At 31.4% G+C, this 24,694-nt stretch carries 19 protein-coding genes and 1 CRISPR repeat array; of the genes, 5 read left to right on the top strand and 14 right to left on the bottom strand.

Annotated elements, in window-relative coordinates:
- Window positions 1-1,915: YSIRK-type signal peptide-containing protein (locus tag LQ682_RS12455; protein WP_239724414.1), on the bottom strand; the 1,915-nt coding region annotated here is incomplete at its 3' end.
- 619 nt (window positions 1,916-2,534) lie between these two features.
- On the opposite strand from LQ682_RS12455, the gene isaB reads away from it, so the two are divergent.
- A complete protein-coding gene (isaB, locus tag LQ682_RS12450; RefSeq protein ID WP_239724399.1) occupies window positions 2,535-3,119 on the top strand; it encodes an immunodominant staphylococcal antigen IsaB family protein in 585 nt (194 codons plus the stop codon).
- A 153-nt stretch (window positions 3,120-3,272) separates the two neighbouring features.
- Here the strand turns inward: isaB and LQ682_RS12445 are convergent, their stop codons facing one another.
- Window positions 3,273-4,406, bottom strand: a complete 1,134-nt coding sequence (locus LQ682_RS12445; protein WP_218729249.1) for a zinc-dependent alcohol dehydrogenase family protein — start codon at window positions 4,404-4,406, stop codon at window positions 3,273-3,275.
- Between the two features lie 15 nt (window positions 4,407-4,421).
- Complete coding sequence (gene ahlS / locus LQ682_RS12440) at window positions 4,422-5,270, bottom strand: AhlS family quorum-quenching N-acyl homoserine lactonase (protein ID WP_064205281.1); 849 nt, start codon at window positions 5,268-5,270, stop codon at window positions 4,422-4,424.
- A gap of 189 nt (window positions 5,271-5,459) precedes the next feature.
- Between ahlS and bla the strand changes: the two genes are divergently transcribed.
- Window positions 5,460-6,311 (top strand): BlaZ-like penicillin-hydrolyzing class A beta-lactamase, encoded by an 852-nt coding sequence (bla, locus tag LQ682_RS12435; protein WP_064205282.1) that lies wholly within the window; start codon window positions 5,460-5,462, stop codon window positions 6,309-6,311.
- A 55-nt stretch (window positions 6,312-6,366) separates the two neighbouring features.
- Here the strand turns inward: bla and ascB are convergent, their stop codons facing one another.
- The 3 genes from ascB to licT all read right to left on the bottom strand — a co-directional run bounded on the left by ascB (window position 6,367) and on the right by licT (window position 10,680).
- A complete protein-coding gene (ascB, locus tag LQ682_RS12430) occupies window positions 6,367-7,791 on the bottom strand; it encodes a 6-phospho-beta-glucosidase (protein WP_016999795.1) in 1,425 nt (474 codons plus the stop codon).
- Complete coding sequence (gene ascF / locus LQ682_RS12425) at window positions 7,791-9,662, bottom strand: PTS cellobiose/arbutin/salicin transporter subunit IIBC (RefSeq protein WP_218688676.1); 1,872 nt, start codon at window positions 9,660-9,662, stop codon at window positions 7,791-7,793. Before ascF ends, ascB begins: the two co-directional genes overlap by 1 nt.
- Before the next feature lie 175 nt (window positions 9,663-9,837).
- Window positions 9,838-10,680, bottom strand: coding sequence for a BglG family transcription antiterminator LicT (gene licT, locus LQ682_RS12420; RefSeq protein ID WP_218688675.1), 843 nt, complete (start codon window positions 10,678-10,680; stop codon window positions 9,838-9,840).
- 214 nt (window positions 10,681-10,894) lie between these two features.
- Here licT and LQ682_RS12415 point away from each other — a divergent pair, with 214 nt between their 5' ends.
- Complete coding sequence (locus LQ682_RS12415) at window positions 10,895-11,374, top strand: nucleoside deaminase (RefSeq protein ID WP_070044772.1); 480 nt, start codon at window positions 10,895-10,897, stop codon at window positions 11,372-11,374.
- A 253-nt stretch (window positions 11,375-11,627) separates the two neighbouring features.
- Window positions 11,628-12,608, top strand: a complete 981-nt coding sequence (locus LQ682_RS12410) for a tRNA dihydrouridine synthase (protein ID WP_103269372.1) — start codon at window positions 11,628-11,630, stop codon at window positions 12,606-12,608.
- 107 nt (window positions 12,609-12,715) lie between these two features.
- On the opposite strand, the gene LQ682_RS12405 is transcribed toward LQ682_RS12410, so the two are convergent.
- Window positions 12,716-13,054: a nucleotide pyrophosphohydrolase gene (locus LQ682_RS12405; RefSeq protein ID WP_103269373.1), complete on the bottom strand. Its 339-nt coding sequence runs from the start codon at window positions 13,052-13,054 to the stop codon at window positions 12,716-12,718.
- Window positions 13,047-14,777 carry a DUF2075 domain-containing protein gene (locus LQ682_RS12400; RefSeq protein ID WP_218688674.1) on the bottom strand — a complete coding sequence of 577 codons (1,731 nt, stop codon included), beginning with the start codon at window positions 14,775-14,777 and terminating at the stop codon, window positions 13,047-13,049. Before LQ682_RS12400 ends, LQ682_RS12405 begins: the two co-directional genes overlap by 8 nt.
- 284 nt (window positions 14,778-15,061) lie before the next feature.
- Between LQ682_RS12400 and LQ682_RS12395 the strand changes: the two genes are divergently transcribed.
- Window positions 15,062-15,535 carry a substrate-binding domain-containing protein gene (locus LQ682_RS12395; RefSeq protein ID WP_218688673.1) on the top strand — a complete coding sequence of 158 codons (474 nt, stop codon included), beginning with the start codon at window positions 15,062-15,064 and terminating at the stop codon, window positions 15,533-15,535.
- A gap of 908 nt (window positions 15,536-16,443) precedes the next feature.
- Window positions 16,444-16,810: direct repeats of the CRISPR family, unit length 37 nt; unit sequence ATATACCTTATACCTAAAATTACAGAGTACTAAAACC.
- A gap of 29 nt (window positions 16,811-16,839) precedes the next feature.
- Here LQ682_RS12395 and LQ682_RS12390 read toward each other — a convergent pair.
- The 6 genes from LQ682_RS12390 to LQ682_RS12365 form a co-directional block, all read right to left on the bottom strand.
- Entirely contained in the window at window positions 16,840-17,829 is a 990-nt protein-coding gene (locus tag LQ682_RS12390) for a hypothetical protein (protein ID WP_182093637.1), read from the bottom strand.
- Between the two features lie 10 nt (window positions 17,830-17,839).
- Window positions 17,840-18,148 (bottom strand): CRISPR-associated endonuclease Cas2, encoded by a 309-nt coding sequence (gene cas2 / locus LQ682_RS12385; RefSeq protein WP_147640556.1) that lies wholly within the window; start codon window positions 18,146-18,148, stop codon window positions 17,840-17,842.
- An 11-nt stretch (window positions 18,149-18,159) separates the two neighbouring features.
- Window positions 18,160-19,065, bottom strand: a complete 906-nt coding sequence (cas1, locus tag LQ682_RS12380; protein ID WP_218688672.1) for a type II CRISPR-associated endonuclease Cas1 — start codon at window positions 19,063-19,065, stop codon at window positions 18,160-18,162.
- Between the two features lie 7 nt (window positions 19,066-19,072).
- Window positions 19,073-22,234 (bottom strand): type II CRISPR RNA-guided endonuclease Cas9, encoded by a 3,162-nt coding sequence (gene cas9 / locus LQ682_RS12375; protein ID WP_182093639.1) that lies wholly within the window; start codon window positions 22,232-22,234, stop codon window positions 19,073-19,075.
- A gap of 738 nt (window positions 22,235-22,972) precedes the next feature.
- Window positions 22,973-23,545, bottom strand: coding sequence for an ADP-ribosyltransferase (locus LQ682_RS12370; RefSeq protein ID WP_000489177.1), 573 nt, complete (start codon window positions 23,543-23,545; stop codon window positions 22,973-22,975).
- 52 nt (window positions 23,546-23,597) lie between these two features.
- Window positions 23,598-24,647 carry a hypothetical protein gene (locus tag LQ682_RS12365; protein WP_000613217.1) on the bottom strand — a complete coding sequence of 350 codons (1,050 nt, stop codon included), beginning with the start codon at window positions 24,645-24,647 and terminating at the stop codon, window positions 23,598-23,600.
- Window positions 24,648-24,694 lie beyond the last annotated feature (47 nt).

The raw sequence follows: 24,694 nt of genomic DNA, 5'->3' as shown, positions 1-24,694 counted from the left end.
TGCTTAATGACTCTGATTCACTTAATGACTCACTTAATGATTCGCTTGCACTCAACGATTCTGACTCACTTAATGACTCGCTTGCACTCAATGATTCCGACTCGCTTAGAGATTCACTTGTACTTAATGATTCGCTTTCGCTCAATGACTCACTTGTACTGATCGATTCCGATTCACTTAGTGATTCACTTGCACTCAATGACTCCGACTCGCTTAATGACTCACTTGTACTTAATGATTCTGACTCGCTTAACGATTCACTCGCACTCAATGATTCTGACTCACTTAGTGATTCACTTGTACTCAATGACTCTGACTCACTTAGAGATTCACTTGCACTCAATGACTCCGACTCACTTAATGATTCACTCGCGCTCAATGACTCTGACTCACTTAGAGACTCACTTGCACTCAATGACTCTGATTCACTTAATGACTCACTTGTACTTAATGACTCTGACTCGCTTAATGATTCACTCGCGCTCAATGATTCTGACTCACTTAGTGATTCACTTGTACTGATCGATTCTGATTCACTTAATGACTCGCTTGCACTCAACGATTCCGACTCACTTAATGACTCGCTCGCGCTAATCGATTCGGACTCACTAATCGATTCTGAATCATCTTCATTTTCTATAATTATAGATGCATCATTACCATTATTTGCAAGAATATCAAGATTTATCAAACCGCTACCTACAGCTGATGTAAACTTATATTCTTGCCTTCCCGGTTGGTCAGATCCAGGTAACATACCATTTTCAGTTAATTGATTTAAATCAATCACTAAATTATATGTAATTCTACTACCAACACCTAAATTTACTAAATTTCGAACTGATCCATAAACTAAACCTGTATTAGGATCAATATTTAAGTCGCTACCCTTTACAGTTCCGGTGTTTCTAATTATTCCGCCTACGCCTGGTAAATCATAATCTATTTTAATAGCATTTCTAAAATCAGGATTTGACATTAAATCACGAATTTGTGGAGGCAATTGGAATGTTGGATACATATTTACTATACCTAAACTAACTAAAGGTCTTCCCTCTAATTTTAGGTTTAAATTACCATTATTATGATTCGCGGTTAGTTCCATATTATCTAAAAGTGTAACATCTGCAACAGCAGCGGTTGCTATATTATCTTCTCTAACCTGACTATTTTCATTTGTTCTTCGTGGAAGTGTCGCTTTTTTATCTGGTTCTTTTTCTGCATCTTTTTCTTCCTCAGCCGGTGTTTCTGAATCTTCTGGTTCTTTTTCATCTTCTGTTGGTGTTTCTGATTCTGAGTCTTCTGTATCTTTTTCACCTTCTGTTGGTGCTTCTGACTCTGAGTCTTCTGGTTCTTTTTCATCTTCTGTTGGTGTTTCTGACTCTGAATCTTCTGGTTCTTTTTCACCTTCTGTTGGTGTTTCTGACTCTGAGTCTTCTGGTTCTTTTTCACCTTCTGTTGGTGTTTCTGACTCTGAATCTTCTGGTTCTTTTTCACCTTCTACTGGTGCTTCTGGCTCTGACGTTTCTGGCTCTTTTTCACCTTCTACTGGTGTTTCTGACTCTGACGTTTCTGGCTCTTCTTGCACTACTTCTTCTAAGCCTGTTTCACCTTCTGCTGGTGTTTCTGCTTCTGGTACTATTTCTTCTGTATCTTTCACATTTTCAGTCTCTCGTTGAGTAGATTCAACCGTATCTTTTTCATCTTCTATTGGCTTTTCTGTAGCGTTTTGTAAAGGTTTCCTAATATCACCTGTATTTTCACCTGATGCGACGGACCCAAAATTACCTTCATTATTCTGTTTCTCGTCAGCCGCTGCAACATTCCCGCTTGTTGCAAAAATAGTAAGACCAATTAATACTGATCCAACTCCAACCCCAAACTTCCTTATAGAAAACCTTTGTCTTTCTCTCACTGCATAAACTCCCCCTCTAAGATTAGTTGTATTTACATATTACATTGCACTCTAACAAATTACAATTGTTATTTATGAATTTTTTATTTTTTTGGAATATTCATATTTATTTTATAAAACTTTATTTACTATCAAAAATAAAAAAATCTATTTTTAAATAATTTTCACATAAAAAATCATATTCATTCAATGGGTTAGTCATCTCATTTTACAAAATTTTAATATACTAAAATAATAAACCAAGTACTCTTCATGCTAATTGAAGAAAATAAAGAATTTTCTAATTAAATAGGTTTACACAAATGGTAAATATAATTTTAATAGGTAAATTAATTATGTTTAAGCTTGTATTACCTATTTTATACACTCAATTCTTATAGATATATTTGCAATTATGTGTATTTGATGTACAATAAAAGTGAATAATTACACTCGATAATAGCGAATGATAAAGGAGTGGTATTCCCACCTAGCAACTTAAATTGAAAGGGCATTGCATGTGTTTGAACTGGAAAAACGACAAATAAGTAAAGATAGTACTTGTTCAAGGATTTATGCATTTGAATGTTGACTAAGCAGTTATGGTCAAAGGTACTCAAAAATTAAGGAGTGGTTTATTATGCGTAAAGTAGGAAAGTTACTTTCAGCATCTGTCGTTGTATCAACACTTGTCGCAGGTTCTTCAGCAGCATTTATAACGACAAGTGGTCCAGAAGCTCAAGCAGCAGAGCAAGTTCAAAAATGGGGGCATGGTGAAGGAGCAGCAAGCGGTGCAAGTACACAAGGCGCTTCAGAAGAAATGGCACAAACACCTTGGTATAACTATTACGGTTATACAACATATGATCCTTCGTTTACACAAGATTATAATTTTGTACGTGCATTGAAATATGACAATGTTTCAATTGATAACTATAAAGTAGATCCAAAAGCTTATAAAAATTATGACCATAGTATAAAAGTTTATGATACAACTGTAGATTTTAACGATGATAATGAAGTTATTCAAATTAGCTTTAATACTAAACCAAATACGGTATCTAAAGAAACTTTCAAAAAAGCACATGCTTCTAATGATATGGGAGGAGAAGGTGATTCAGGTATCGGAGATGGTACAATGGTATATTATAATACTAATGATGGTTCATATAAGGCTTTCTTTGATGAAAATGATTACTTAACTAAAATAATCATTGGTCAATAGAATGAAATAACAACTATAGGAAGTCGTAATCTTAAAAATGTAGATGACAAAATAGTAAGCACATCACTCTACTGATGAAATTCAGTACACAAAGTGATGTGCTTATTTTATATTATAAATTTGGTTAATGATGATTATTTTAAACTACTATATTTATGATTCTGTCATTTTAATAATAATTCTACCTGCATCGCCATTTGCTAATTGATCAAAGCCTTTATTTATCTCATTAAGTGAAATGACATCACTGATTAATGGATCAACGTTAAGCCGATTACTTTGATACAAACTAACAAACCTAGGTATATCACGATCAGGAACACAACTTCCAACATATGAACCTTTAATCGTTCTTTCTTCAGCTGCTAAAGTTACTTGAGGTATTGATAATTCTGCTTTAGGATCAGGTAAACCTGTTGTAACTGTTGTTCCACCTCGTTTTGTTATTGCATATGCTACTTTCATTGCTGGCACTACACCTGCTGTTTCAAATACATATTCAGCCCCGCCTGTAATATATTGCTTAACTTCTTCTATTACATTTTCATCGCCTGAATTATATACTGCTGTTGCACCTAATTTTTTAGCTATTTCAAATTTATCTTCATTTATATCTAATGCAATTATTTCATTTGCACCGGCCAGTTTTGCACCAATAATAGCATTTAATCCTATTCCTCCAAGTCCTACTACAGCGACATTACTACCTGGTCTAATCTCCGCTGTATTTATAACGGCTCCTATACCAGTAATAACAGCACAACCAAACACAGCTGCACGTTCATAAGGAATATTTGGATCAATTTTTACTATAGAATTTTCTGATACAACAGCATATTCAGAAAATCCAGAAACGCCTAAATGGTGATGGATGACATCATTATCTTTAGATAAACGAAATCCACCTTCTAGCATTTCACCTTTTTCATTTGAAGCAGCACCATTTTCACATAATGCCGGTCGTCCTTCACGACAAGGTATACACTTTCCACAGCTTGGAATAAATGTACAAACAACATGGTCTCCAACTTCAAAATCGGTAACATTTTCACCTAGTTCTATAATCTCTCCTGCCGCTTCATGTCCTAACGCCATAGGCATTGGTCGCGGTCGACTTCCGTTAATCACTGATAAATCAGAATGACATAAACCTGCTGCATGAATTTTAATTAATACTTCATTTTTGTTAGGATTATCAAGGTTTAATGTTTCTATCTTTAAAGGTTCAGCTTTTTCATAAGGACCTTCTACACCCATTTCATATAATACTGCTGCTTTTGTCTTCATTTATATACACACCCTTTATTCATAATAACCATCAGTAGATTTTCTAAAAGTCTCAAATTGATTACCGTCATGACCAAACCAGATTTCTGCGTTTTTTTCTTTTGCGAGTCGCTTAATGTATTCAACTGAGTTTGCCCAACCAATGGAATCATAAATAATACCAGGTGGCTGCAATTTAGGTTCCATACTTTCTCGTGTGTAAATAGCATCAGAAGCTAAGATTAACGTGCCTAGCTCTTCCGTTTCAATTTCAAGACCAATCATCCCCCATGCATGGCCACTACCAAAATTCAGTACCTTCACGCCATCTACAAGGTTCAAGTGGTCTTGATCACGTGAAATTGTGTGCCAAGTTAAATCACTTTTAATCCAAGCATCAATATCACTCCAAATATATGCACCTTCTTGTTGGTTACGTGCATAGCACTTCATCGCACCACTGAATTCATCATCATGAACAATAACAGTTGCGTTTGTAAAATATTCTAAACAACCAGCGTGGTCTAGATGTAAATGTGAAGCAACTACTATATCTACATCTTTAGGATCTACGCCTAACTGTTCTAGCCTATTAGGTAAATGACACGAGTCATCTGAAAAATACGGAAAAGCTTTCTGTGTCGCATTAATCCAACGACCCTCTTCACCCATTGAATTAGGATTACAAGCAGTATCAAATAAAATTTTAGCATCCGGATGGTCTATAAAAACTGTATAAATCGGAAATTCATGTAATTCATTTTCTTTATTAGGATTGTCGAGCGTGGCTTGGTTTGAATTAGCTATCATTAGATTTTTGTCCATTTGCATGCGTCCATTATCCAAAACATAGATTTTCATACGTTCTTTTTTTATATTTACCAATACAATCAACCCCTTTAATTATATGTTACTCCCCATTGTAAACCCTTTCACTTTTGGTGTAAAATTATACCTACCGAATTATATTGTTTCTATATTTTGTATAATTATTTGATTTTTGTTATTCATTCAACATGTTATAATGTTATTATTTTCACGAAGATTACATTTTTAATATAAAGGGGTCTAAAAATGAAAAAATTAATAATATTAAGCGTATTAGTATTGGTATTAAGTGCTTGTAATAATAAAGATTCAAATAATAGTGCAATAGATAAAATCGAGAAAAAATATGATGCAAATGTAGGTATGTATGCTCTTAATACTCAAAACGGTGAAGAATTATCATTTAATGAAGATAAACGCTTTGCTTACGCGTCTACATTAAAAGCTGTAAGTAGTGCCATGTTACTTGAAAAAGTACCTTCTAATAAATTAGATAAAAAAATTCACATAAGTAAGGACGATATTGTTACATATTCACCTGTGTTAGAAAAATATGTCGACAAAGAGATAACTTTAAAGAAACTTATAGAAGCTAACATGTTATATAGTGATAATACTGCTAATAATAAAGTTATTGACGAGCTAGGTGGTTATAAAGAAGTTAAAAAAAGATTAGTAGACTTAGGTGATACAATGACGTATCCATCAAGAAAAGAACCCGATTTGAATTTATATACACCAAAAGACAAACGAGATACAACCACTCCCTTAGCCTTTGGTAAAACATTGAATAAACTTATAATCGACGGCAATCTTAGTAAATCAAATAAAGATTTCTTAATGAACCTAATGTTAAAAAATAAAAGTGGAGATACGTTAATTAAGGATGGTGCTCCATCCGACTTTAAAGTTATGGATAAAAGCGGTCAGGCAGTTACGTATGGTTCAAGAAATGATGTTGCTTTTATTTATCCAAAAGGACAAGATAAACCTATAATATTAGTTATATTCACTAATAAAAATAATAAAGACGCTAAACCTAATGATAAAATAGTAAGTGAAGTAGCTGAAGAAGTTTTGAAAAATATTAGTGAATAATTAATAATAAAACAGATAGAGATCCAAGAATAGCTACTTGAATCCCTATCTGTTTTTACATTTCTATACCATTTTGATGTATCACTTGTTTATACCAATCAAATGACTTCTTCTTTCTACGTTCTAATGTCCCATTACCAGTATCGTCTTTATCTACATAAATCATACCGTATCGTTTACTCATTTCACCCGTTGAGGCTGATACTAAATCAATAATGCCCCAACTAATATAGCCTAGTAGTGGTACACCATCTTGAATTCCATCATACATTGATTGAATATGTTGTTGCATATAATCTATACGATAATCATCTTGAATACTACCATCTGCTTCTATTACATCTTTCGCACCTAATCCATTCTCTACAACAAAGAGTGGCTTCTCAAATCTTTCATATATTTGATTCATTGTAATTCTTAAACCAAGAGGATCGATGACCCAACCCCAATCACTCATTTTTAAGTAAGGATTTTTGGCAGATACAATAATATTACCTTCATTTTTTTCTACTCTTGATATATCTGCAATGGAAGTACGAGATGCATAATAACTAAATGCTACAAAATCTACAGTGTGTTTTAATATTTCTTTATCATTTTCATTGATTTCAATATTGATACCTTTAGATTTAAAGAATGAATCCATATAATAAGGGTATTTCCCTTTTGCTTGTACATCTACGAAGAATGTATTTTTTCTCTCATCATTCATAGACTTCCATACATCTTCTGGGTTGCAACTATAAGGATAGAAACTACCGCCAGCAATCATACATCCAATTTTCGCATTAGGTGTGATACGATGACAACTTTCAACAGCTCTAGCACTTGCTACTAACATGTAATGAGCTGCTTGATATAACATTTCTTCCTTATTTTCATTTACATCAAAGTACAAACCCCCACCTGAAAACGGGCTGTGTAACACTACGTTGATTTCATTAAATGGGATCCAGTAGTTAACATATTCTCCAAAGTATTCAAAACACGTTTCTGCAAATTTAATATATAAATTGATTGTTTCTCTATTCTTCCAACCATTGTATTGCTCAACAATACCCATTGGAATATCAAAATGCGCAAGTGTTACAAGCAATTCCATATTATGTTCTTTACATGTTTTAAATAAATCAGTGTAATAATCTATACCTGCTTGATTTGGTCTTGCTTCATCACCATTTGGATAAATTCTACTCCAAGAAATAGACGTTCTGAAGACTTTCAATCCCATTTCAGCAAGTAAAGCAATATCTTCTTTATAACGATGATAAAAATCAATACCTGTATGGCTTGGATAATATTCATCATCGCTCAGTCCTGGTTTTTTATACCCTAATTTTACTTCTTGACGATTAGTGCCATGAGGTATTAAATCTATATTACTTAATCCCCTGCCACCTATATTCCATGCGCCCTCAGTTTGGTTTGCAGCAATTGCACCACCCCAAAGAAAATTTTCTGGAAATGTTTTTATTGTCATTATTTAACCACTCCTAATATCGATGTATGTGCTTGAACGTCGTCTCTATCAAATGACGTAATCGAATCATAATCATCTGTATTTGTAATTACTACTATCGTTGTAGGATCATAACCCGCTTCTATAATTTGTTCTAAATCAAATGTCCCAATAACGTCACCAATATTCACATGATCCCCTTCTTCTATTACGGATATGAAAGGACCACCATCTAATTTCACTGTATCAATACCAACATGAATTAATACTTCAATTCCATCGTCACCTGTAATACCAATAGCATGTTTTGTCGGGAAAACAGAAGTAACTGTTCCTGTTACAGGTGCGTAAATTGTATTTCCTGTTGGTTCAATTGCGATACTTTTTCCAATAACTTCTCTACTAAATACATCATCTTCAACACTTTCAATCGGTTTAACTCTACCTTCAACTGGCGCTGCAACAGTAATATCATCTTTTGTACCCAAATCTAATAATTCATCCTCTGATTCTGGAATATCTTCAAATCCAAGTATTAACGTTAAAACGAATGAAATAACAATTGATAAAACCATAACTACAATAACCCAAAATATACTCATAGGATTATTTTGATCTATAAATTGAACACTCGTAAATAGGCCAGGTGCTGCCATAGAGTGACTCGCCAGTCCTGCAAGACCTGCAACCGCACCTGCAATAAAGCCTGTTATAACAGAGGCAATCATTGGACGTTTTAAACGAATAGCTACCCCATATAATGCAGGTTCAGTAATACCTGCAATAATCGCTGATGATGCTGCAGCCAATGATGTTTGACGCAATTCTCTATTTTTAGTTTTGAACGCTACTGCAAGTGAAACTCCACCAAGAGATAAGTTTGCACCAATCTCAGATGGCATAACCATACCCTCTTTACCTGTTTCAGCAATTGTTTGAACAATTGTTGGTGTGAACACACGGTGCATACCTGTCATAACTAATAATGGCCATAATGCACCAACAATTGCTACAGCTAAGAACCCTAATTTATCATGTACAAAGAATACAATTTGAGATAATCCTGTACCGATTAAAATACCACTTGGCCCAACAATAATAATCGCAATAGGCGCTGCAATTAATAAGATTAACATAGGTTTTAAGAAGTTTTTCATAACAATTGGCGTAATACGGTCTGCAAAATCTTCAATGTATTTCAATAACCAAGTCATTACAATTGCAGGAATAATCGTATACGTATATTTCACTGACATGACTGGAATAAATGCAAATGTTGCTTCTTTACCTTCAGATGCTTTCAACATAATATCCATAAATTCTGGGTGAACCATAACCCCAGCAACTGCCAGTGCCAAGAACACATTACTGTTAAACTTCCTAGCAGCGGATACTGCAACAAGCATTGGTAAGAAGAAGAATGGTGCATCTCCGATAGTATTTAAGATATTAAACGTTGAGCTTTCTTCTGATAATATACCAGTCATACTTAAAAGCATTGCTAATAATTTAATCATTGATCCACCGATGATGGCAGGGATTAATGGTGACATCGTGCCAATGATTGCATCTAAAATATTAATGCCTATCTGTTTGAATGTTAATTTTTCCTTTTCAACAGGCTCGTTACTTTTAGCACCACCACTCACACCTAATTTCATCAATTCAGTATATGTCTTCGAAACGTTATTACCAACGATTACTTGATATTGTCCACCTTGTTTACGTAAACCCATTACCCCATCAATATTTTTTATGCCCTCATCATTTGCCTTGCTTTCATCCTTTAACACAAATCTTAAACGCGTCATACAATGCGTTAAATTCTTTACGTTATCACTCCCACCTATATTTTTCAGTATTTCCTCGGCAATACTTTGATTATTAGCCATTTCCTTCACTCCCATCTTGTTTAGAACAATAAAAAAGACCTAAACCACAAATAGACAGACTTATCCTAAGATAAATTCATCTATTAATGGTTTAGGTCTCGCCTGCCGAACAGTCACAATCCTAAACAATTAATTGTTTATTTTGTTTTCTTAAATTTAATATATCACACGTTTATCAATTGTCAACGCTTTCATTTCTAGAAATCAATCTTTGAATATGAATTGTTAAATATAAAGCTTCGTCACGCGTCATCTCATATTGATATTTTTTCAGTAAAAACACTTCAATCTTTTTCACACACTTGAACGCAGTTTTATATTTTACCTTCACAATATCGTAAAGCTCAATTTCGCTTGTGTCGAGTGGATTATCTGAGAAAATACGTTGTGCAAGAAACTTTAAATGCGTCACAAATCTAAAATAAGTTAAGCTTTCTTCATCGAAATCTAATCTAAAATGATACTTCACTAAACTTAAAATATTCTGCACCATTTCAGTTACTTGATTATAATCAGCTAAGTTATTATGCTCAGCATTTAACAAATGAATAGCAACGAAAGCCGCTTCATCAATTGGTAATTTAACGCCTACAATTTCATCAATCCAATCCAAAGCACGCACGCCTATTTCATACTCAGTAGGATAGAATTTTTTAATTTCCCATAGCAGTCCATTTTTTATTGCCATCCCCTCTTGTTGACGTTCTATAGCAAAGTTAATATGATCAGTAAGTGCAACATAAATCGTATCACTTAAATCTTTATTATATTCAATCTTTGCAACCTCAATTATCTTCTCAACAGCTTGAACAACCTCAATGGGTACTTCAATTAATAACGTTTTGAAACGATCTGATATCTCTTGGCTACTTAAATCAAAAATTTTATCTATCTTTGACTCTTCTACAATGTCACCCTCTTGTTTTTGAAACCCAATCCCTTTTCCCATCACAACATGCTCTTGGTTGTTTTGAGTGACACTGATTACATTGTTATTTATGATTTTATCTATCTTCATATGGCACCCCTTATTCTAGTAAATACATTGTGCCATATTGTTAGAATGAATATCAATAATATAGTGGTCAATCGAATATTCAAAATTCCTTCCATGTATTCCACATAATATATTTTATAAATTTTTAGTTAATTAATTATATAAATACTATTCATTTGTAATGTTTTGTATTTTTTATTAATGTTAGGTCTATAACAACTAAGGAGGCAATTTAATGGTTAGCAAATCTGATATTACTTTTTTAGAAAGGTGTGTCGAGTTAGCGGAACAGGCGCTGAATAAGGGAGATGAACCTTTTGGATCTATTATAGTAAGTTCTGAAGGTAACATTTTATTTGAGGATCATAATCGTGTTAGTGGCGGTGATCATACAAGACATCCTGAATTTGAAATAGCGAGATGGGCTGCAAATCATTTATCTCCTGAAGAACGTAAGTCAGCAACTGTTTATACTTCTGGGGAACACTGCCCGATGTGTGCGGCTGCACATGGTTGGGTAGGTCTTGGTAGAATCGTTTATGCAAGTTCTTCAGAACAATTAGGTAAGTGGTTGAGTGAGATGGGGGTACCACAATCACCAGTAAAAAGTCTACCTATTCAACAAATTATAGAAAATGCTGATGTCGATGGCCCAGTTGATGAATTAGCAGAAAAAGTACATGCATTACATTTAAAGTTACACGAAAAAAATTAATATATTCTTAAATAATTCCCCTCAATATTCGAAAGATGTTGAGGGGATTTTTATATTCAAAAAATCTACGTGTGTGATTAATCCCCTTCATTTGTGATACACTTCCCCGTTATTAATTTCTTTGCTACCGTTAGCCATCCCTTCATTCAGTCTGTGACTGGTCAATATCCTTTTGTGTAAGTTGAAAATTTATGGTAATATCATCATGGATAAATAGACGAGATATTAATAGAAAAGAAGGTTTAAATATATTATGAAAGAAAATTTTTGGAGTGAATTACCACGTCCATTTTTTATTTTGGCACCTATGGAAGACGTTACAGATATCGTCTTTCGTCATGTTGTTAGTGAAGCAGCTAGACCTGATGTGTTTTTCACTGAATTTACGAATACTGATAGCTTTTGTCACCCTGAAGGTATAGATAGCGTTCGCGGACGCTTAACATTTAGTGAAGATGAACAGCCTATAGTCGCTCATATATGGGGAGACAAGCCGGAGCATTTCCGAGAAATGAGTATCGGTATGGCTGAGATGGGCTTTAAAGGTATTGATTTAAATATGGGTTGCCCCGTAGCCAATGTTGCAAAAAAAGGTAAAGGTTCTGGATTGATACTTCGACCTGAAACCGCGGCTGAAATTATTCAAGCATCTAAAGCAGGTGGTCTACCGGTAAGTGTAAAAACCCGCCTCGGATATTATGAAATAGATGAGTGGAAAGATTGGTTAAAACACGTCTTCGAACAAGACATTGCAAACTTATCTATCCATCTCCGTACTCGTAAAGAGATGAGTAATGTAGATGCACACTGGGAATTAATCGAAGCAGTCAAAAATCTGCGTGATGAAATCGCACCAAATACATTGCTAACTATTAACGGTGATATTCCAGACAGAAAAACAGGGCTTGAACTTGCAACAAAATATGGCATTGATGGTGTAATGATCGGTAGAGGCATTTTTCATAATCCCTTTGCTTTTGAAAAAGAACCACGCGAACACACGAGTAAAGAACTGTTGGACTTGTTAAGATTACATCTAACATTATTCGACAAATATTCTCAAAAAGAAAATCGACAATTCAAAAGTTTACGCAGATTCTTTAAAATCTATGTACGAGGGATTAGAGGTGCAAGTGAACTGCGACATCAATTGATGAGTACACAATCAACAGACGAAGTTCGTGCATTGCTCGATGAGTTTGAAGCGAAAATAGAGGAAGATATAGAATCTTAAAGCAGCTATGAGCAAGTATCAGGTTTTAACCCTACAATTATAAACTTTATCGCAGATATGTATATAGCCCCTGTTAACATTATTGTTAACAGGGGCTATATTATTAATTATAAATCTTTATATTTAGTATTTGAATCTTTGCTTTTGTTTATTGGGTACTTTTCAACATTTTTCACTAGTTTCTTACGGATAATTTCATTAATATCAAAGTCTAAATTATCTGCCAACATATAACTATAGATTAATACATCTGCTAATTCTTCTGCTAACCTCTCACGCTTAGTATCCACTACCTCTTCAGATGATTTCCACTGAAATAGCTCAAGTAATTCTGCTGCTTCTAAACTAATTGATAAAGATAAATCCTTTTCATTGTGAAATTGTCTCCAATTACGTTCATCTCTAAATTGATTGATTTCTTTTAGTACATCTTTTGTTTTATCCATTTTTATCACCTTTAGACGCTTTTTTAAGTGCTTCTCTTAATTGTTCATCTACTGCATAAATATATAAACCATTTACACCACGTGTAAGTAAAACATTTAATTCATTTTTCAATAGCATTTCCGAAAAATGATGCTTTGAACCATCTTCTAATGTTCTCCGACGTGTAGCCTTTTTATTAGCACTACTATCTTTATCAAAAACAATCCTACCATCTCTATATTTTACAGAAGGTCCAATTATTACTCCAGCATAGTTTAAGTCTAAACCTTGAATTGTGTAAGTTGAGCCTATCTCATTTATTGATTGATCTTGTTCAACCCAAGGCAAGTTCGACTGTTTTTTACTAACTTCCAATTGATAATTCCATGGCATTGAAAAATTGCCAATATCCACTCTCCAATAGTCCTTATTTTCAGGAGGTTTTTCTTTATATTGCCAATCAAAGGTGGCAAGCATTCTCGATATACCACTTTCTGTATTTTGAGACTTGTCTTTGATAGATTTTTTTAATTCCATTGGTGTATCAAAGATTTTAATTTCATAACCTTTTTTATCAAAAGGAATATTGTTTATTACTTGATCATCAACCAAATTTCTTATCCAATTAATTGTTGCTTCATCACTATTAATGCGCATTTGATTTTTTAATGTAATATGATTATTTTTATTTTTGGCGTAATCAAAATAATAATTTAACTTATCTACTTCCCATATTTGTTCAGTTGTAAGTACTTGTTTTAAGTCAAAAACAATAACTACAACTTTAGCTCTTTCCAATAAATCATTTAAATGATTTTTTCCTTGATAACTCTGTTTACCTTGAGTTAAAAGTAAATGTGCTTCATCTACAATTACAACATCTACTTTTTCATTTGATGAATGACTATTAATAAAGCTAGTTGGTTTACTAACAATTTTATTCTTCTTAGTAGAAATACCCAATTTAGTAACTATTTGATTATAAATTGATACATGCTCATTTTGATTTACTAATAAATGAATATCTAGATTATCATCTAAATCTAAATTGTACTTTCCAATTTCATAAAGCAACGTACTCATTAAAACAGTTTTTCCTGATCCAGCTTCTCCCTCAACAATTATCAATTGTCCTTCTTCATCTAAAATTAGCGACTCTTTAATTTTATCTAATATCTCTTCCTTAGCATTAATTTGCTCTTGAGTTAATTTATGAAAAGGAGATGCTTTAAATATTGCTGAATCTTTAATGATGCTTTCAATTGGAAACAAAGATTTATTTTTATTATTTAATGTTTTCCAAATATCAGAAAAAATTTCATCTAGCTTTTCAGACGTATAGTATTCATTTTGTTGATTTGTTCTACTATTATGAACCCTAGAAATACTATCTACACTTAACAAATACTGCATTAGTCTATTTTCAATATCTAAGGTTAATGACTTATTAAATAATTCATGACCAATCACATACATTGATGAACTGTTTGATTCAGAAAAGCTTTCCCAAAATGGTTTCATTTTTGTATCCGCATTAAGATGTTGTCTAGTTCTATTTCTAATATCTGCTGTTTCTCCAACGTAAACTTCAAAGTTATTTTCACGTTTTTTGTCGTTTATTATGTATACAGTTGGATACCTTAATAAGTATTTTCCATCTGCCGAAGTTTTCCATTTTTGGATTGAATCATTAAGATTTTCCATTGAATATTTCATATTTTCTATCTTTAACAAGTTTCCCATCTGCATCACCTATTAAATTATTATCTATTAAATTCTATTTTATCAATTTTGTAATAATTTTATATGTTTTTTTAAAATTTAACTTAAGAAACCTCAATTTTTATAATTTAACCTTATTTATTATTAAGGTAATGAAATAAATAAGGATAAATGAGCAATGTTTTACTCATTTATCCGATATATTTATATGGAAACTAATTTAAATATATTAGTCATATTTTTACTTCTATTTAAATTATCACTATGATAAGTAGATATTGTATATAAACTTTAGAGAAATAACAGTGGCTCTAGACCATGAAATGAATAAACTAAACCTTTCATTAAAAAATATAAGTCGCGTAGATTCTAATTTCTCTGTAAATATTTTAACAGAAAAAGAAAATAGTATTACACCTCAAAGTTGGATGGAAGGTTGGACAATTGAAGCTGGCATGTTGGCAATGAAATATATATTGGAGTCAGGTCAATCCACCGAAGTTGTCTTGACGGCTAACGATATGATTGCAATTGGCGCCGGACAAGCCATAAAAAGTAGTGAAATAAAGGTGCCAGAACAGCTTCAAATTATTGGAATTAATAACAACGAAATGTCTTCGCTAGTGTCTCCGTCTATCTCAAGTATTGATATTCCGAAGACTACCCTAGCAAAAGAAGTGGTTTGCTTAACTAACAAACATATTAAAGGGAACGATACAAACGCTTATCATATCAATATAAATACACACTATATTAAACGTGAAAGCACACAATTTTAAGCTAGTTTAATAATTCTAATAATACATCTTAATTTAGGATGATAAGAAGTAGTATCTCAATAATATTTGAATTCGACAAATTCACTTTCAATTAGTGTTACAAGAATCTCATTTACAAATTGTGATATATTACTATTGAATTTTTAAAATAGAAAATATACTGTTAAAAATAAGAGCATCTTCCAAGTATAGTGAAAGATGCTCTTATTATTTTTTTGTTATCTTGTCAATAATTCTACTAATTTTTATCCTTTGCGATGGATGTTATATATAAATCATTTTCTCTAAGTTTTATATAATACGCATAGGTATCATGTTTTACAAATTAATCTACCGATAGATGCTTGATATAAAAATGATCATTCATTTGGTAGTTATTTAGTTTGAAGTATTTTTTTGTGTATATTAGAATTCAAATAAATATTAGCTACTATTTCTATAGTTTGAACAGTTGTGCATTAAACGGACAAATCGCCTTTTTGCTTTTGATATTTTGAATTAAAAAACCATTGGGTGTTGAGATTTTCACTTATATTTCATGCAAAGTCTCTGTTGTCCAAACAATAAACTGAAAATACTTAGAATAATAAAATTCTCAAAAACAAGTAATTTAAGTTGTAGTTATTTTGTCTGAGATTCATATGATAAGAAACAAAAAGAGAGGATTGAGTTAAAGAAGCTATAAATGTACAACTCTACATTATTGAAGCATTTTTAAAACATTCATTTCCTAATTACATATTACTCAATATACTTTATAAAAAACACAAAATATGGCAGTCATATTTTGTAATATATAAATTAAAGATGCTCACGATTGGAATCGAGCATTTAGGATACTTGCTATATATATACCTAAAATTACAGAGTACTAAAACGGTGTTGCGTTCAACATTTCTTCTGCGTACATATACCTTATACCTAAAATTACAGAGTACTAAAACACGCTAAAGCACACACAAAAACAGACGCAGATATACCTTATACCTAAAATTACAGAGTACTAAAACCACTATGTGGCGTAGTGAGGGGTTTTTTTAATATACCTTATACCTAAAATTACAGAGTACTAAAACCTTCTGTGACAATATCCTCTTTGCCATGTAATATACCTTATACCTAAAATTACAGAGTACTAAAACCAACTGTGCTGAATTTAGCAGTAGCACGTTATATACCTTATACCTAAAATTACAGAGTACTAAAACCAGGTGAAAAGGATAGTACAGATGCATTTAATATACCTTATACCTAAAATTACAGAGTACTAAAACCTCTAGCACAATTATAACCTTGAAATATAATTAAGAAAATAGATAAGTTGATAACGCTAATGAAATTTTTGTTTTATCGATATCTAATTGATATTCTAAATTACAATGTTTTAAAAATGAAATAATGATATAAAGATCAATATCTTTAAAAACAATAATATCCGCAAGCAAATAGTTAGAAATAATTGGTTTTATTTCTAAAACTGAACAATATTTTACAAATAAATATTCAAACCTCTCTTCAATCTGTTCTTTTTCCACATTAATTGGCGCATTCCAATAGCTATCTTCAAAAAATGATTCAGTAATCATTTGAACATTATTAATAAAATAATTTAGTCCTTTAATACTCTCAGATAAAAAACATGGTGATTCGGTTAAAACAATAACCGGAACAGGTAAGTTGTTTAGTATTTTCCTGAACCTTATTTGTTCTTTAATACTAAGTCCAGCTTCTGGATATAAATAGATTACAAATGCTTTTTCTTTTGCTTGATAATCCATTTCATCCACTACTAGTGGGACAACTTGTTCTAAACGAGTAATTAGTCTGGCATAATCTTCCGAATAATCATATTTAAATGAGAGTAGTTTGATGAATAGTTTTAAATCAAAAGACTTAATAGTAAGTGGCAGTGTACCTTTTAAATTATCTCGTAAATCATCTAACAGTACATTGATAGAATTAATATAACCTTCTATTTCCATATCACTTTGCATTTCTCTCATAATCTTCATAGTCATCATACTCGTTGCTGATAAATGGTGTTCATTTTCAATTGTAGAATGATCTAAGAGAAATCCTCTAAACCGATTATGTGATACTCTTTCATAATCTGTAAGGTTTGTAATTGTAACAGTATCTTTATTTGAATTTCTAGGTTGAAAATAATTCTTAAGCATATCTAAAATGTATTCTTCATGCGTTGAATCCTCATTATAAATAGATGTATATATACTAGTATTTAAAATAACTTTTGGTATTGCATCAATGTTGATTTCTAAAATTGCTTCATACATAGGTTTTCTCCTAAAATAAAATTGTACGATTATCTCCTAATATTTCGATATTTTTATCTTCATCTCCTAACAATATTTTCATTTTTTCATATTGCTTTTCGGTAATAGTTAAAGCTCTAACATGACCATTTGGTGGTAAAATACGTTTCACATAATTTACACTGCTATTCGCCGCATCTTTATTGATACAACTTTTAATGTAAATAGAATACTGCATCATCAAAAACCCTTCCGAAATGAGTCCCTTTCTGAACTTACTATATAAACGTCGTTCTTCTTTTGAGTCAGTTGGGAGATCAAACATAATCAAAACTCTCATAAATTTATAACTCATGATTTGTAAAATGAATATTGCTTAATATTTGGTAATTTGAGTGTTTCATATCTCCCTGTTCTGAAATACTCAATAATTGATTGAATCATAATTTCAATCGCCCTAATAACTGTATTCTGCTGCCCATCAATTTGTACCCTAGCATGCATCAGATTTATCAGCTCTAGCCTATACTCTTTAGTCATATATTCCACTTTCGGAGGATGTTTCAAAAGATATAAGTCTACTAATGGTCTAAATACTTCAATGATATCTGATGCAAGGTTAAAGTGGTTTCTTGCACCATTATGATGTATTCCTAAAGCTGGAATCAATCCTTTAGCCACAATTGTTCTTGCGATTGCCGAATTTAAAATAGTGTAACCAAAATTCAACACCATATTTTCTATTAAAAAATCATCATCACGTCTAAAATTTTTAAAAAATGTATTAAAATAATACTTAGCTGCTTGGCCCTCTATGTTCATTTCATCTCTAGGTGAAACCATTGTTTGTAATGTTTTCATTTTGATTATTCTTTCTTCATGCACTTCAAAATGTTTCATACACTGAATTTGATTTTGTATTTTTTGAATCAAAATATATTTCCATAATTCAGCTTTTCTTTCTTCCGACCATTGAAGCTGTTCCTTCATTTGGCCATATTGATTAAAATGACCATTAATCGGCTGAATCATACACTCTGGCAAATGATGTTGATTACAAAAAATAACTAAAATATTATATTTAGATAGCTCTATCATAAGCCTAGAGGTTATAGTAGTTGTTAAATCTTCAATCACTATTGCGAAAATATCGCTAAGGGGAATTTTAACCTCCAAATCCCCTTTTGCGACTTTTAAATTATTTAAATTTAATGCAAGCTTATCTACTTCTGAAAGATACACAATTCTCCATGCCAAAATTTAATCATCCTTTCATTATCATTTGAGGATGTTGTTTACTTTTCACTTCATAAAGATTGCCTAAAATATCTGTAGAATATTTTTTAATAGATTGTGTTTTACTTGCTATGGTTTTAATTATTCTAGGTGATCTTTTATCATTCATATGCTCTAAGTATTCTCTATATGTGATGTCTATCATATTTACTTCAATTCGGTTAAGTAGATCATTATTTACTCCTATGACTCTATATAATTCCCCATTAACCTTAATCAAGTCATTATTGTAAAAACTTGCGATAAATTCTGCTTGATCACTAATTTTCTTCAGTTTCTTTGCTTTTTCATAACACTCTGAATTAACTTCATAGTAGTTTTCTTTTTTGATAACTTCTAAATTTTTAACTGTCACAAATTTATATACGCCATTATCTAAGTAAACATCAAAGCGATACGGTTTTAATGATAGTTTTACTACTTTATTTCTGCTCGTTGGATAATCCTTCGTAATATCTAAGTGCACGTTTAGCTTGTTACCATAATATTTAATTTTTTTGATGACTGGTCCATTATCTTTTTTACTATATTTCGTTAAGTAATTGCCAGTTTCTTTATGATATTTATAAAGAGGATTTTTCTCATTGCCATATTGTTCCATGATCAATTTTAACTTTTGATACGTTTGTGGATCATGATGATACATCAATAATTTTTCAGGTGATTTATTAATTAATTTTTTCAATTTATCATTATCTTTATCGTATAACCCATTTAAGTTATTAACGATTAATGTATTCCCTTTGTCATCTTTTCTCGTAGAATATAATGTATCATTTACTAACTCTCTATTCGGCTTTTTATCAACTCTATGTGAATACTTATAATCTTTAAAATCCTTAATGTTTTGGATTTGGTGAGGCGTTATAAAAATTTCTTTATACTCTTGCTCAGTCTCAATTTCAGGCATACTTTCAGCTTGTTTTTCTTCGACCGTTTGATTTTCCATCACTTTTTTAGCTTTATCTAGTTTTTTCCATTCTTTGAAAATAAAATCAGCGTTCGCAATAATCAGTGCATCTTCAGCATGGTGTTTGTAGCCCTTATTTCTTTCTTTTTTGAACTCCCATTCCCTTCTTAAGAAACTTGTAAATCCGCCATTAATCGATTTCACTTTGACATCTAAGTCATTCACTCTAAAATACGATCTTAATAAGTTCATTAACTCTCTTGTCGCATAACGTGTATCTACTAAGTTACGGTTAATAAAATCTTTTTGGACACTGAAGCGGTTGATATCTCGTTCTTCTAACAAATATTCTTTTTTCTTCTTAGAGATTCTACCTTTGCCTTTAGCAAGATTTAAAATATGCTTTTTGAATGTCTCATAACTTATTTTAGAATTTGAAGAACTTAAATATTGAAATGGCGTCCTATTACCTTTTTTACTATTTTCCTCTTGTTTTACCAACACTTTATTGTTGAAAGAGTTATCAAAAGAAACAGAACGTGGAATAATATGGTCTACTTCGTAATTGAATGGATTATTAAGTAAATCTTCTAGAGGGATTGCTTCTAACGAGTATAAACATTTCCCTTCTTGCATATCGTGCAGCTTAATTTTTTCAATTAAATATTTAGCATTTTCTTTACCTGTTGTTCTTATAATTTCCTCAATACGTTCATTCGTTTGACGATTTCTCTTCTGCATTTCATTAATCATTTTTTGTGCATCTTTAGAATTCTTTTCTCTCGCAAGTTCAATAATAATATCATTTGGCAAACCGTATTTTTTAATAATAGCGTTAATTACTTTAATAGACTGTATAAATGAACGTTTTACAACTGGAGACAATATAAAATCATCAACTAAAGTCGTAGGAATTTCTTTTTGTTGGCTTAAATCCACCTTTTTAGGTACAAGTTTCAAACGATTGAAGATTGCCATTTGATTATCGTTTGTATGCCACAATTCATCTAATATTAAATTTATTGCCTTTAGAGAAAGGCTATGAGTTCCTGTATAACCTGTCAATTTTGAAATTTGTTCAATCTCTTCTTGTGCCAATTCTGAATTTAGGTTTGCTAATTCTTCTTTAATATCTTCTGATGACTGGTAAATGGTTAATATTTCAGCTATTTGATTGAGTAGCTCTGCATTCTCAAGAATTTTTTTTCTTGCTGTGATATCTTTTATATCGTGATAAACTTTGAAGTTTGTAAATTCTGGTTTACCTGTACTTGTGACACGATAGCCTTTGATGTCTTCTTCATTCACCAAAATTTCCTTCGCGATTTGTTTAAGCGTCGGCTTTTTCTTTTGTTTAAAGACATTCTCGATAACCTGGAATTTTTCATAATACTCTAGCTTCTCATTCTCATCTCGTACAATAACCAAGTTGTTCAAATCATTCAGCACATTATATAAATCAGCATTATAGGCATATTTCACACTTCGTAATTCTTCTGGGAAATACGTACAATGTCCCATTAACATTTCATACCATTCTTTAATATCTTTCCATCCAAATGGGCTACCTTCACCTGGTCCCTCATAATATGTTCTTCTTGTTTCCAATAAATCGATATAAGTATCTATAAATGATTGATCAAGTTGATGATATGCTTTTTGTACTTTTAATAACTGCTTTGCCTCTTTTACATAGTCAGATGTTTTGAAACGGTTAATCGATCCTCTCACTTCACCGTCTGCTTTCAAACGTTCCAACTGTAATTCCGCAACATACTTCTCTTCTAATGCTTTACTATTTCTTGAAATTTGTTCTTTTGTGGATAATTCATTACCTGTATCTTCTTCCACTTCATTAACATTATGTACACCTCTACGCTTTGCTAAATGGAGCAATGCCACAGAAAATTCCTCTTCACTTAATTTTTGACTTAATCCTTTTACACGTGTCTCGTAAGGATTGATCCCACTTTGTTCACTATGATCCGTCAGCAAATTATGATCAAATAAAAGTTTCTTTACTCTTTGTAATCTATGTCTACGACGTCTCTTAAGCCTTCTAGTACCTCTTTTTGCTCGTCGTCCTTCATTATTTTCAACATTAGCCTCTTTAAATAAACGTACACCAGCATCTATGACATCTTTAGTTTCATAATCAATAATTCCATAACCCACTGATGTAATCCCGATATCTAATCCTAAGATATAATTCCTTTTCATATGACCACTCCCAGATACATGAAATTTTTATTGTTGATATAAAAAAATCTCGCCAACAAGTTGACGAGATAAACACGGCATTTTGCCTTGTTTTAGTAGATTCTGTAATTTTAGGTATAAGTACAATACATATTAGTATTGTACTTATATAATAATATATCTTTCAACTTTAATCAAACAAAATTTTATTGTTCTTTAACTTAAATTCAGTATAAAAATTTATCTTTTAAAAAGCTGCTCTTAATTTAACTATAACAATGTAATACTTCTAATAATTAATAAAAAAATGCTGTTTCAACTATTTTCTAACACCTCACAAGTAATTAAGATGACTTATATTTCACCTAAAAACTGTGAAAGCATTCCTGGAATAATCAATATGATTGCAATAATTAACCAACATCTTTTAGAAATAAATTCATAAAAAATCATAGGTTTAAGTGTATATCTTTATCACAAATATATTCTAAATCATCTTGAACATTAACTAAGTTTTCAAAATTAACGCCATATAGCTCAGATAAATCTTGTTACGTTAAACCAAAAATTGTTCTGTATTTCCTAATTATCATTGTGTTACCAAGTATATCTATAATTAACATAGTCAGTTGAATAGTGTAAAAAACCGCATTATTTATGATACGCTTCTGCTTATCAGTTGATGATGCGGTTTTTAAGTAATAAGTTCATTAAAAAAATAATTGGCTTATTATGAACAACTAACAGAATTGATTCCAATTATACTACTTCACAATTTATATAGTAATCTTCAATAGATATGATTTTTAATTTTAAATTATTAACTACAATCACCTCATAATAATGGCTTTCTTCGCCTGTTAAATTACCTACATAGAAAGCTGGTGTTCCTTTTTTTACTTTTACCCGTAATTTGTAACCTTCTTCTCTTGATTCGTACCCTTTTATTAATGAAGTGTGTAAAATTCCAAGTTCAAACAAATCTACTCCATTTAAGTTTTTAGCATTTTTCTCCATTAATTTGTATATCCGAGGACTAACCGTTCTATAAGTAGTTATATCCTCTTTTACTTTATATTTATCAAATACCTCTAGAATTTCTTTGTGATCATTAGTACCACTTCTTAAATCTTCATTTATTTTTTCCCCACTACTAGCTAATATATATTCTTCAGTTGGTTGGCCGTTTCTACGTGTTTCAGTCTCATATTCAAGTACTCTATCTACATAACTATGTATATTTTCATGGGATAAATTACTATTGTCCCACTTTTCACCGACACGGCAAAAATAGCCTTTTTGTTTTAAATACCATTTTTTTAATCTAAACACAACTTAAAACCTCTCTAATTAATTATTATCTATAAATATTGTCCGTCGAATACTATTTCTTTAAAGAATCTACAGCTTTAAAAAACATTGATACGTTGTACTCAATATTGTTATGCTTTGTTTTTTTTCTAGGATAGTAGTAATTCTTATAATAATCAATTTTAGCTTCTAACATATTCTGTTCAATAGACAAAGTCGCGATTGATAATTCTTCTTTCAACGCATTTCCAAATCTTTCAATCTGTTCTTTTACATATCTGTACTTTTTAATGGATTCCTCTATCAGTTTAATTCTTTTTTGATTATCTGATTCTTTTTCGCATTCATCCACAATACGCCTAATAATATATAACCTAACAGTCGGTAATCTTATATCTATAAGTAAAATAATGACATATGATTGAATAAATGCGTTCAATCCTTCTTCAAATTCATGGCCAGTTTTCTTTTGTCCTTTAAATGCCTTCAAATATAATTCTATTAAATAAAATAATTCATTTAAAAAAGCCCATGCATATTCCTTTTCTAAAGCAACATAACTAATTAATTGATTAGTAAGATTATAATACTGAATCTCATTATGTAAATATTCCCAATGCTTCTCCATCTTTGTATATGATATTTTTCCTCCTAACCGTACATACTCATTTTCTTTTTTGGATCGATTATAGAGAATATTTGGCTTTGTAACCAATCTTTTTTGCGTCTTGTTTATATCTGCTAATGCTTTTGAGGTAATAGATGGGTCATAACTCAAATGTTCATCTACTTTCTTTATCGCAAGTAGTGATTTTAATTGTTCTTCATTTATAAATGGTTTAAGTTTAAATTCATTGTTTTGACTATTGATATACGTCATAGTATTTAAATTTCTATAAATTTTATTCATACTTCTAAATTCTGAGTCATCTAACAAATAATCAAAATTAGGGTTAAAGTGTTTTTGTATAAATGAAACTCTATGCATCTTTTGGTGTTCATTTAAATCGCTTAAACTTCTTAATAACAATAAGTCTTCATAAACCTCACCTGATATATCAAACTTTAGACAATCTACTAAACTGCCATACTTGTCAATAATTTCTTCTATCGTAGGTATCATATATACCCCCCTCCCTATTTTTTGTTCCGCGTCTAATTAAAATGCTT

The organism is Mammaliicoccus sp. A-M4, assembly GCF_022386955.1.
Lineage (GTDB): Bacteria > Bacillota > Bacilli > Staphylococcales > Staphylococcaceae > Mammaliicoccus > Mammaliicoccus lentus.
This window is presented reverse-complemented; position numbering and strand designations above follow the sequence as displayed.

Bases quoted from the DNA above. Each gene is read 5' to 3' on its own strand.
- LQ682_RS12445 (WP_218729249.1), bottom strand. From the start codon at position 4,406: ATGAAGACAAAAGCAGCAGTATTATATGAAATGGGTGTAGAAGGTCCT.
- LQ682_RS12405 (WP_103269373.1), bottom strand. From the start codon at position 13,054: ATGGATAAAACAAAAGATGTACTAAAAGAAATCAATCAATTTAGAGAT.
- LQ682_RS12415 (WP_070044772.1), top strand. From the start codon at position 10,895: ATGGTTAGCAAATCTGATATTACTTTTTTAGAAAGGTGTGTCGAGTTA.
- LQ682_RS12365 (WP_000613217.1), bottom strand. From the start codon at position 24,647: ATGATACCTACGATAGAAGAAATTATTGACAAGTATGGCAGTTTAGTA.
- licT (WP_218688675.1), bottom strand. From the start codon at position 10,680: ATGAAGATAGATAAAATCATAAATAACAATGTAATCAGTGTCACTCAA.
- cas2 (WP_147640556.1), bottom strand. From the start codon at position 18,148: ATGAGAGTTTTGATTATGTTTGATCTCCCAACTGACTCAAAAGAAGAA.
- LQ682_RS12410 (WP_103269372.1), top strand. From the start codon at position 11,628: ATGAAAGAAAATTTTTGGAGTGAATTACCACGTCCATTTTTTATTTTG.
- LQ682_RS12390 (WP_182093637.1), bottom strand. From the start codon at position 17,829: ATGTATGAAGCAATTTTAGAAATCAACATTGATGCAATACCAAAAGTT.
- LQ682_RS12400 (WP_218688674.1), bottom strand. From the start codon at position 14,777: ATGGGAAACTTGTTAAAGATAGAAAATATGAAATATTCAATGGAAAAT.
- isaB (WP_239724399.1), top strand. From the start codon at position 2,535: ATGCGTAAAGTAGGAAAGTTACTTTCAGCATCTGTCGTTGTATCAACA.
- ascB (WP_016999795.1), bottom strand. From the start codon at position 7,791: ATGACAATAAAAACATTTCCAGAAAATTTTCTTTGGGGTGGTGCAATT.
- bla (WP_064205282.1), top strand. From the start codon at position 5,460: ATGAAAAAATTAATAATATTAAGCGTATTAGTATTGGTATTAAGTGCT.
- ascF (WP_218688676.1), bottom strand. From the start codon at position 9,662: ATGGCTAATAATCAAAGTATTGCCGAGGAAATACTGAAAAATATAGGT.
- cas9 (WP_182093639.1), bottom strand. From the start codon at position 22,234: ATGAAAAGGAATTATATCTTAGGATTAGATATCGGGATTACATCAGTG.